Annotated in this window: 10 protein-coding genes; 8 read left to right on the top strand and 2 right to left on the bottom strand. The window is 43.7% G+C overall.

The window, feature by feature from the left end; genetic code table 11:
* The 3 genes from AC1U9U_RS13550 to AC1U9U_RS13560 all read left to right on the top strand — a co-directional run.
* The coding region (locus AC1U9U_RS13550) for an ABC transporter substrate-binding protein (protein ID WP_479961084.1) at positions 1–793 on the top strand (793 nt) is incomplete at its 5' end.
* 161 nt (positions 794–954) lie between these two features.
* Positions 955–1,599 carry a carbonic anhydrase gene (locus tag AC1U9U_RS13555; protein WP_479961085.1) on the top strand — a complete coding sequence of 215 codons (645 nt, stop codon included), beginning with the start codon at positions 955–957 and terminating at the stop codon, positions 1,597–1,599.
* Between the two features lie 20 nt (positions 1,600–1,619).
* Positions 1,620–1,832 (top strand): hypothetical protein, encoded by a 213-nt coding sequence (locus tag AC1U9U_RS13560; protein WP_479961086.1) that lies wholly within the window; start codon positions 1,620–1,622, stop codon positions 1,830–1,832.
* Between the two features lie 78 nt (positions 1,833–1,910).
* Here AC1U9U_RS13560 and AC1U9U_RS13565 read toward each other — a convergent pair whose 3' ends face one another.
* The gene (locus AC1U9U_RS13565; RefSeq protein ID WP_479961087.1) at positions 1,911–3,083 is read right to left on the bottom strand and encodes a TraB/GumN family protein; all 1,173 of its coding nucleotides are present in this window, start codon (positions 3,081–3,083) and stop codon (positions 1,911–1,913) included.
* A gap of 201 nt (positions 3,084–3,284) precedes the next feature.
* Between AC1U9U_RS13565 and AC1U9U_RS13570 the strand changes: the two genes are divergently transcribed.
* The 3 genes from AC1U9U_RS13570 to AC1U9U_RS13580 are packed head-to-tail and all read left to right on the top strand — an operon-like array spanning position 3,285 to position 5,414.
* On the top strand, positions 3,285–3,902 hold the full coding sequence (locus AC1U9U_RS13570) for a DUF2238 domain-containing protein (protein ID WP_479961088.1): 618 nt from the start codon (positions 3,285–3,287) through the stop codon (positions 3,900–3,902).
* 46 nt (positions 3,903–3,948) lie between these two features.
* Complete coding sequence (locus tag AC1U9U_RS13575) at positions 3,949–4,173, top strand: DUF1858 domain-containing protein (RefSeq protein WP_479961089.1); 225 nt, start codon at positions 3,949–3,951, stop codon at positions 4,171–4,173.
* A gap of 11 nt (positions 4,174–4,184) precedes the next feature.
* Entirely contained in the window at positions 4,185–5,414 is a 1,230-nt protein-coding gene (locus AC1U9U_RS13580) for a DUF438 domain-containing protein (protein WP_479961090.1), read from the top strand.
* A 176-nt stretch (positions 5,415–5,590) separates the two neighbouring features.
* On the opposite strand, the gene AC1U9U_RS13585 is transcribed toward AC1U9U_RS13580, so the two are convergent.
* The gene (locus AC1U9U_RS13585; protein WP_479961091.1) at positions 5,591–8,116 is read right to left on the bottom strand and encodes a cell wall-binding repeat-containing protein; all 2,526 of its coding nucleotides are present in this window, start codon (positions 8,114–8,116) and stop codon (positions 5,591–5,593) included.
* 191 nt (positions 8,117–8,307) lie between these two features.
* Here AC1U9U_RS13585 and AC1U9U_RS13590 point away from each other — a divergent pair, with 191 nt between their 5' ends.
* Positions 8,308–8,631 (top strand): YggT family protein, encoded by a 324-nt coding sequence (locus tag AC1U9U_RS13590; protein WP_479961092.1) that lies wholly within the window; start codon positions 8,308–8,310, stop codon positions 8,629–8,631.
* A gap of 242 nt (positions 8,632–8,873) precedes the next feature.
* The coding region (locus AC1U9U_RS13595; protein WP_479961093.1) for an ATP-binding protein at positions 8,874–10,184 on the top strand (1,311 nt) is incomplete at its 3' end.

Below are 10,184 nucleotides of genomic sequence, written 5' to 3' on the forward strand. Positions count from 1 at the left end.
TTTCCAAGAACAAAACCTTCAGGTTGAATTAATTCCTTTTCAAAGTCCAGTGGAACTTCAGAGTGCTTTTCAATCCGGTCAGCTGGACGGTACAATTACCGATATTATGATTGCCGCCTTGTTAAAAAGCTCCGGTGAGGACTTAAGGGTAACCTCAATTGCCTTAGGAGCCACCCCGGAAGAAGGACGGTTTGCCATTGTTGCCTCACCTCAAAGCAGTATCAAGTCTGTCCAAGATTTAAAGGGTAAAAGCATTGGCATCTCCAATAACTCGATCATTGAATATGTCACCGACGGTCTCCTTAGGGAAGGCGGAGTCAATCCCTCAGAAGTGAAGAAGACGACCGTAGCCAAGATTCCCCTGCGAGTGGAGATGTTATTGAATAATCAGATCGATGCTATCGTTGTCCCCGATCCTCAGATATCCTATGTGGTTTCGCAAGGTGCTAAAATAATCGCCGAAGATACTAAAGGGGAGAATCTTTCCCAATCGGTGACCATCGTTAGAAATAAGGTTATCAATGAGAAAAAAGATGCCTTAATCAGTTACTATAAAGCTTATACAAAAGCGGTGCAAGCCATCAATCAGGCACCGGATCAGTACAAAGAGCTTCTGGTTAAGAATGTAAATATACCGGAAAGTATCGTAGCTTCCTATAAGGTTCAACATTATTCTGAACCTGAGCTACCCCAGGAAAAGGATGTCACCAAGGTACTAAACTGGTTAAAGGATAAGGATCTGCTTAAGAATCCTGTAGATTATCAAAGTTTTGTGCAGTCCGGGTTATATTAAATGTATAAGGCAACTACGGCTTGCGCCTTCGCGGCGCAAGCCAAGTTTTCTTTATGTAGAACTTCGAAAAAGCAGTTCAGGTGGCCTGCTATGTTGCGGTGCGGCACCGGTAGATGATGAAAAGATGCAATTGAGTTCGAGATTAGATAATATAGAAAGGAGTGAGTCTTACGCAAAAGTTATTGGAAGGGATTGTAAATTTCCGCATAGGGGATTTTGAAACGCATAAAGCCTTATTTAAGGAACTTAAAGCCGGGCAAAAACCTCATACGCTCTTTATTACCTGCTCTGATTCCCGCATAGATCCCGGTATGATCACGGGGACTTTGCCAGGGGAATTGTTTATCATCCGTAATGTGGCCAATATTGTTCCGCCTTACCGGGAGACCTCGGAGTATGTGGCTACCACATCCGCCATTGAATACGCAGTTCAAGTCCTCGGTGTAGAAAATATCATTGTCTGTGGGCATTCTAATTGTGGAGGATGTTCCGCCGGTCTAAAATCATTAGACAAATTGGCGGATTTACCCCATACTAAAAAGTGGTTGGAACTCCTGCAACCGGTTAGGAGTCGGGTGTTGGCAGAATTTGGGGAAGATGAACCAGAGGCTCGGGAATGGATGATGGAACAGGTCAATGTGGTCCAGCAACTGCGCAATTTAGTGACCTATCCCTACATCTTTGAAAAGGTGGTGGCTAAAAAGCTCCAAATAAGCGGCTGGCATTATATTATTGAGACTGGGGAAATCCTGATCTATGATCGGCAAGCAGGGGAATTTCGCTTAGCCAACGGTGTTGTGGACTAAGTGGGAAAGGTAGTGAGAGAATGATAATAGGCTTTGGTTTTGGGGATCCCATCCAGGCGATCTTAATGGTCCTCTTAACCTCACTGCTTAGCTATGTTATTTTTAAGAACTTACGTAGTCAGCGGCGTAGAAATTTGGATCCCTATGAAGAGAAGGAAAGACTCAGACAATATTATTATGAGCAGCGTCGGCGGGCCAGGGAATATGCCCGGGAATTCGATCTTTCTGATTAAGAGATTGAAAGACGCATTGAAGAGGAGCTAAATAAGTAAGAGTCACGAACATCTGAGGATGAACGTGACTCTTTTTTACTAGAGATTTTGGAAAAAGAGGCGAGCAATATCCGCTCCCCCGATAAAAGCTCCCATCGAACTGCCAATATTTGCAAGAACAACAGTAAGCAAAATCCGGGTGACCTTGTTATTCCAAAAGCCTTTGAGACTAAGAATATCCTCGGAAAGGTTCTCAAAATCACGGACATTGGGCCTTTTGAAATAAGCTTGGACCAGACCGGCAAACCACCCGGCTGCGATCAGGGGATGTAAGGCGGCGATGGGAGCAGCGAAAAAAGCGGTCAAAATAGCCAAAGGATGGCCAAAAGCGAGGGCGGTTCCTAGAGCTGAGAGACACCCCGTCCATAATACCCAGCTTAAGGTTTGTTGGACTCCGGCATCAGGATTATTGAAAAAGGTATAGGCAATCAAAGCAATAATCAGTAGGGGGATGGACCAGCCGATGACCTTGGGGAGGAGGGATTTAGGCGGGAGCTCCGTCAAGCGTTGCAAATCATGATCCTTTTTAATTTCTTCTTTGATGCCGGGGATATGGGCGGCCCCTAAAACTGCTACGATCTTTTCCCCAGGGGCTTCTTTAATTTTTTGGGCGAGATATTGATCCCGTTCATCGATCAGCGGAGTCTTCAGTTTCGGAAAGCTCTCTGTGAAGTCCTTCAACATACTATTAAGCATATCTTGGGACTTGAGTTTTTCCAGTTCCTCTTCGGAGATACTTTCATCGTCGAAAATACTGAGGATAACTTCCATGAGGAGCTTGCATTTTCCCCAGAAACCTACATTGTGCCAAATCCGGGAGAAGGTAATTTGAATATTACGATCAGCGAGGACTAGGGTGGCACCCACTTCCTCGGCTGATTGAATGCCCTGAAGCATTTCCTGCCCCGCATTGGTGCCCAGTTCTTTGGCTAAACGCTTTTGAAAGGAGGAAATAGCCAGGTTCATGAGAAGCAAGGTGGCCTTCTTTTCTTTAATAACTTTGAAGATATCGGTATCCTTCCATTTTTCTTCTTCAGTAATGGATTTATAACGCTGTTCATCTAGTTCGACACAGACTGAGTCTGGTCGTTCGGTTTCGATTACTTCCTTTACTAATTCTGCACTTTGCTTGGAGACATGGGCGGTACCGATAAGGATGATCTCTTTGTTATCTAGGGATAAACGAGTAATGTTTTCGTTTTCAACAGACATAAATTACCTTCCTTTTAACAGCGAAATAACATTTTTGGTTAATGTCTTTCATTATACAACTATTATTGTAACCTTTATAGGGCTTATTGTAAAAGAAAACAAAGCAGGAGAATGATTGTTATTCGTTAGGGAATTATAAAAGGAAAGTCATCGGACAAAGTACAGTTTGTGATATAAAGTAACCGGATGGAGAAGTGGCAGATGAATAAAACGAGCAAGCTAGCGATTAGTATTTTCTTGTTTTTTGAGATCGCTCTCCTCAGTAAAGGGATACATAGCCTTTTGGGAAACCATGCGAAGGGTTTGGGGGTGATCGCCTTGGGTATGGGAACCCTATTCCTGCCTTTCATTCTTATCTATTTAGCCAATAAGGTGAAGTTGAAGCTACCACCCGGTTTTTTGCTGGTTATGCTTGTGTTTATTATTATGGCCCAGTATTTTGGAGAGGTTGAAAAGTTTTACCAAAGCTTTTGGTGGTGGGATTTGAGTCTTCATGGTATTTTCGGTTTCTTTGCTGTGTTATTTGCCATATATATCCTTAATAAGAATGCTAAAAAAAGAGGTCCGATATCCGAAGCAAGGTTTAAGCTCATTCAAACTATCGCAGCTTTTTGTTTTGCGATCTCTTCCAGCACTCTTTGGGAAATATTTGAATATCTCGGGGATGTCCTACTTCCTGTTAAAATGGTTAAGGGTGGGTTGGAGGATACTATGTCCGATATGATGATAGCAGCCTTGGCTTCTTTCCTTACTTCCATGGGCTATTTTTTATGGTGGTGGTTATATCACAGGAAAAATATGCGTGGAATCACAGATTAAGTTAACATTAATCTGTATGATATTAATTGTAAGGAGGGTGATTCAAATGAAATCAATCGATTTATCTAAGTCGGTATATGATATATGCACCGCTTATCCGGAAGCCATAGATGTGATGAAAGAAATTGGCTTTGCCGATATTGCTAAGCCAGGTATGCTCCAAACAGCCGGTCGCTTCATGACCATTCCTAAGGGAGCGGCCATGAAGAAAATCAGCCTTGACCAAATTAAAGAAACTTTTGCCGAAAAAGGCTTTGAAATTACTGAATAGGAGTGAATGGAATGAGTGAACTAATTAATAATCGCGAGTATCGCCAAAAGGTGCTTAAAGAACTGATTATGGAGTTGCACAATGGCAAGCCGGTAGAAGACGTAAAAGAACGTTTTGCTGAACTCATAGAGGGGATTTCTGCGACGGAGATCTCGGATATGGAACAGGCATTAATCCGCGAAGGAATGCCCGTTGAAGAGATTCAAAATCTCTGTGATGTCCATGCAGCTGTTCTCGGCAGTTCTGTTCAAGAGATTCATGCTCCCCAAAATGAAGATGACCAATCCGGCCACCCCATTCATACTTTTAGACTTGAAAATAAAGCCTTGGAATCACTTTTAAACAATATTATTATTCCGGAATTAGATCAGTTTAGTACCAGTGGCGATCCGGAAAACCTTGCTACTCTTCGCGAGGCCTTTAATGACCTTTGGGAAATCGACAAACATTATAGCCGTAAGGAGAATCTAATCTTCCCGATCATGGAGAAACACGGAATTACTGCTCCTCCCAAAGTTATGTGGGGAGTTGACGATGAAATCCGGGCTGATATCAAAGAAGCCCGTAGGCTATTGGTCAGCGAAACTCCCAATAAAGAAGAAATTGTTGAAAAGGTAAAGGTCGTAGTGAATCGCGTTCCCGAGATGATTTTCAAAGAAGAGAATATTCTTTTTCCCATGGTGTTAGAGAGCTTCTCCCAAAGGGAATGGGCTTCTATTGCTGAGGCTAGTGATGAAATCGGATTTTGTCTCATTGATCCTCAAGGAGTATGGAAGCCTAGCAACGGAACGATTATGGGGGAAGCTATGCAAGAAGGAGCAAAGAACCTTCAGGATGGCTATGTGGAGTTTGACGCCGGTAAATTGCTGCCGGAGGAAATCAACGCAATTATGAACACCTTGCCTATGGACATTACGTTCGTGGGTAGTGATGGCACCGTTAAGTACTTTACTCAAGGAAAAGAACGGATTTTTGCCCGGACAAAAACCGTACTGGGTCGTCGGGTTGAAAACTGTCATCCACCGGCCAGTGTCCATATGGTTGAGAAGGTAGTCGAGGAATTACGATCCGGTAAAAAGGATCACGAAGACTTCTGGATTAAAATGGGTGACAAATACGTGCTAATCCGTTATTACGCTGTTCGTAACGCTAACGGGGAATATCTGGGTATCATGGAAACTACTCAGGATATCAAACCGATCCAAGACATTACCGGTGAAAAGCGGCTAATGTCTGAATAGCTTACTCGTTGGGCATTATTCGTAACTCGGAATAGTATATAAATTCAGGGGCCGTATGGAAGTAGAAATTTCATACGGCCCCCGAATATTAATTTTCTAAAGTCACTCATGCCCGCCTAGAGAATAATGATGCCAAAATGAAGGGTAATAACTTCAAGGTTCTATGCAAGGTGTATTTAGTACTTAGGTAAGGGAGTGGTGTAATATTTATAGATTCCTTTGAATAAGGCAGCTGCCACATTTTGCCGGAAGGTAGAGTTCTGTAATCGAGCCTCTTCATAGGGATTGGAGATAAAGGCAGTCTCTAATAGTACCGCCGGTATTGTGGCATTACGCAAAACATAAAGGTTTCCTTCTTTTACTCCGCGGTCCTTGGTTTGCAGCATACCGATTACCGAAGAGCGGATACAGCTGGCAAGGTGCAAGCTTTCATTATTCTTTGGATTTCCGGCTGAATAATATACTGAAGTTCCGTTTGGTTCGGGGGTTGTAAAGGAATCATTATGAATACTGACAAAAAGATCCGCATTACTGGCATTGGCCAAAGCTACCCGGGCCTTAAGATCTTCAAGTTGCGTGTAATTGGTTGCGGGAGAGCAATCCTCCTCGCGGGTCATAAGGACATTGGCACCGGCCTGAGTCAGGATATCCTTCAAGGCAAGGGCAATAGGTAGAGTATTGTTTTTCTCATAGGTTTTTGATGGTCCGATGGCACCAACATCCGGTCCACCATGGCCGGGGTCGATCATAATTGTTTTACCGGTTAAGGCATTTTCGGGGATGCCGGCAAAAGGATCAACGAGAACCTCTTGGGAAGGATCATAAGTGGAATCTAAAGGTGGCGGGGATTCAGGATTGTTCGGCTCCTCTCCTCCTGGTGATGGTTCCTCTTCTGTTTTAATTTCGGCAGGAAGAGCTGGGAATTCTCTTTGGTTCTCTTTATATTTAGATTGGGCTTTCCCCTCAATGATTGATTGGGCGGTAGGGCTGATAACCCCGGCCCCACCCAGGATATATACGGTACCATTAACACTCAAATCAATAGTTTCACTAGCCGAGTACTCATCGGCTGAATCTACATTGGCAACGGGAACTTCTGTTACGGCAGCTACCTTATCCTCATTGGTAACTTCAATAATTTCTACATAGTCTGCGGAGATCCAACCAACTTGTGATTGGTAGGTAACTTGGTACCAGCCTGTTTGTTCTTGCGTAATCTCAACTGTGGCATCAACAGGGATAGTAAGTAATTTGGCGCCTGTCGCAGAAGGCTCGGCCCTGAGGTTAAGGCCATTAGTTGCCGTAATCAATCCCTTTTTACGGGCTGGGGGTTTGGCGGCTTTAACATAATCAGCTGAAAGCCAGCCTGTTTGGGAATTATAGGTGGTTTTGTACCAGCCATTTTGTTCCTCAAGGATTTGAATGGTTGTGTCATTGGGAACGGTGACTAATTTTTCTCCAGTGGAAGATGGAGTCTTGCGCAGATTCAATCCGTTAGCGGCTGTGACAATTCCCTCCCGTTTAGGCTCAGGGTTATCTGGTTTAGGGGACTCCGGCTTTGTAGGTTCGTCAATTATAGTTATGTATTCGTCAGAAACCCAACCGGTATGGGATTCGTAAGTGGTCTTATACCAACCGCTTTGTTCTTCAAGTAGAGTAATAACTGTGTTTTGGGGAATAGTAATGATTTTTGCACCGGAGGCGGAAGGACTTTCCCGAAGATTTAGACCCCCCGCGGCTGCGATTTTAGCCTCTTTTGGTTTTGGCGCCGGAGTTTCTGTTTTCTTACGGGGAGGTTCAACTTTCATATGTTCACGCATGTAAGTATAGACAGGGGCAGGGATATCTTCCTTTTCCGTTAATAAAAGGGGAGCCTTAGATTTGGCTGCCAAAACTGTACCGGCTACGGCATCGGGGAAAGTAATCCCGGAAGCTAAAAAAAGATCGTCTGTTTCATAAGCGTCTTTCACATAGGAAGCAACCAAGGCATTGGTTTCATAACGGTTTTTACCACCGAGGCGGGTCTGGATTACAAAATTATTATTTGTAAGCCCTTCAGAAGGAATTACTCCTTCGCCACCGATAACAATAATCCGTCCCGGTTGAGACTCTTTGAGAAAGTTAAGTACCGATTCCGGCATTTTTTTCGAGGTTAGGACAATCGGAATTTGTTGAATCCCAGCAAAGCTGGCTGCAGATAAGGCATCGGGGAAATCATCACCATTGGCAAGAATGACGGTATCGTTGGGAACCCGCTGGGCAAGGAGAATAGAAGTTTCATAGCGATTGGTTCCGCCAATACGTTCGACTTCAATCGGAAAATCGAATTGGCCTAACTCTTCTTCAATAGTAGGTTTAAGGACACCGGTTCCGCCTAATAACACTACTTTGCCGGGCCGCAGCCGCTTGATTTCCTCTTTTACCCGCTTATCAATGGTGTTACCTTGAGTAAGTAGAATGGGTGAGTTTTGGCTTACGGCAAAGGGAGTGGAAGCGATGGAATCGGGGTAATCACCATATTCACAGAGGATTACTGTTTCGGCGGAAGTCCAGCCTTTTTGAGCGATACTTAGGGCTGTCGCAACCCGGTCTTGCCCGGCTATGCGTTCAATGGGATAAGCCAAAGGGCTTGCCGAAGCAACTATCGAAGCACTTAACACAAAGCTAAGTGAAGTAATTAGAGTTAATATTGCTTTTTTCACTATCTCATCCTTTCTATCACCTTATGCTATGTCGATTATAACAAAAATTTGGCTCTTTTAGGAGTCAATTATATAAAATAGGTAAAAAGGCCCATGCTGCCAGGACTTATTTAAGAGACTTTAAAGTGCATACATAATTAGAGCCGGTTGCCTCACATACTACAAAAAACTATAGTTGGAGTGTGAACCTTATGAACAGCACTGAAGAGATACAAAGTACGAAACGAATTGTTTATTACATTCTCGGGGTGATTGAAGTCTTGTTGGCTTTTCGTTTGATCTTCAAGTTATTAGGTGCTAATCCGGCCAGCGGCTTTGTCTCGGGAATTTATACCTTGACCAATATTTTCTTAAGTCCCTTTGCCGGTATTTTTCACACGGCATCCGCCAGAGGAGTTGAGACTCAGGCTATTCTTGAACCGGCTACCATCGTGGCCATGATTGTCTATGGGGTGATTGCCTGGGGAATAGTAAAGTTGATTGAGATCTTGAAACGCCCTAATAACAAAGTTTAGCTCTTCCCTATAATGACGTTCATTTCATGAAGATTCTTGCTTATAATTGCTGTTTTTATGTTGCTTGGTTTTTAATTCGTCGTTTCATAGATATTTTCTGTCGGTCGATGCCTGCTACTTTTCTGCGGGCTTTTTTTGTGTGATATAATAGTGGAGGCTTGTCAACTTGTTAGCTTTTTGATAAATCTAGTAGTATAACTTAATTATCAGTATTTCGTTGGTACCGAAAGGGAGGAAGCACCTTGTCCATTGATTCAAAATATAATGCTGAGTCTATCCAAGTCCTTGAGGGGTTGGAAGCTGTCCGCAAACGTCCAGGTATGTATATTGGTTCTGTTGGGAGCAAAGGTTTGCATCACTGTGCTTGGGAGATTATCGACAACTCAATCGATGAAGCAGGAGCAGGCTTTTGTACACGCATAGAGGTAACACTTAATACCGATGGTTCCCTGACTGTTGCCGATAATGGTCGAGGTATTCCTATTGATATTCACCCAGTCAAGAAAATTCCGGCGGTACGGCTGGCTTTTGAACAGCTCCATGCCGGAGGTAAATTTGGCGGGGAAATCTATAAATCCTCCGGAGGTCTCCACGGGGTTGGGGCTAGTGTCGTCAATGCTTTGTCCTCATTTCTAATTGTGGAAGTCAGCCGGGAAGGTAAGGTTTTCCAACTGGAGTATGAAAACGGGGGAAAATTAAAGTCAGATCTAATAATAATTAAAAAGGGTGTCAAAGGTAGCGGTACCAAGGTCACCTTTAAGCCGGACTCTCTGATTTTTAAAGAAACAATTATCTTTAAATTTGATACTTTACGCAGTCGGTTAATGGAATTGGCCTTTTTAAATCCCGGCCTAACTATTGTATTAACTGACAACCGCAAAGAGTCCAAGAGCGAAACTTTTCATTCGAAAAACGGTGTGGTTGGCTTCGTGGAGCATCTTAATCAGGAGTCGGATTATAACGCCGTACATAAAAAACCCATCTACTATAGAGGAGAGAAGGACGAAGTCGTTGTGGAATGCGCCATTCAATACAACGATGGCGAAGACGAACACCTGCGATCTTACGTTAATAATATCCCTACTGATGAAGGGGGAACTCATGAGTCGGGTTTTCGCACGGCCCTAACCAAAGTATTTAATGCCTACGGCAAGAAAAATAATATTTTCAAAAAGGATGAAAGCCTGATTGGGGATGACCTTAAGGATGGTTTAACTTGTGTTCTTTCCGTAAAAGTACGGGAACCTCAATTTGAAGGCCAAACGAAAACCAAACTTTCCAATATGGAAGTGGAAGGGATAGTTCAGTCCCTGTCCCATGAGGGAATCAGCACCTTTTTTGAGCAAAATCCCGGGGTGGCCAAAGATGCCATCAATCGAGCCTTGACCACTTGTCTGGAGCGCTTAGCAGCCAAAAGGGCCAAAGAACTGAAGAAAAAGGCCCGGGACGCGGAAGTAAAAGCCCTCAGCGGCAAGTTGGCAGCTTGTAGTGAAAAAGATAAGAGCCGTAATGAATTGTTCCTGGTCGAGGGGGATAGTGCGGGTGGTTCGGCT

The sequence above is a fragment of the Desulfitobacterium sp. genome (genome assembly GCF_982384815.1).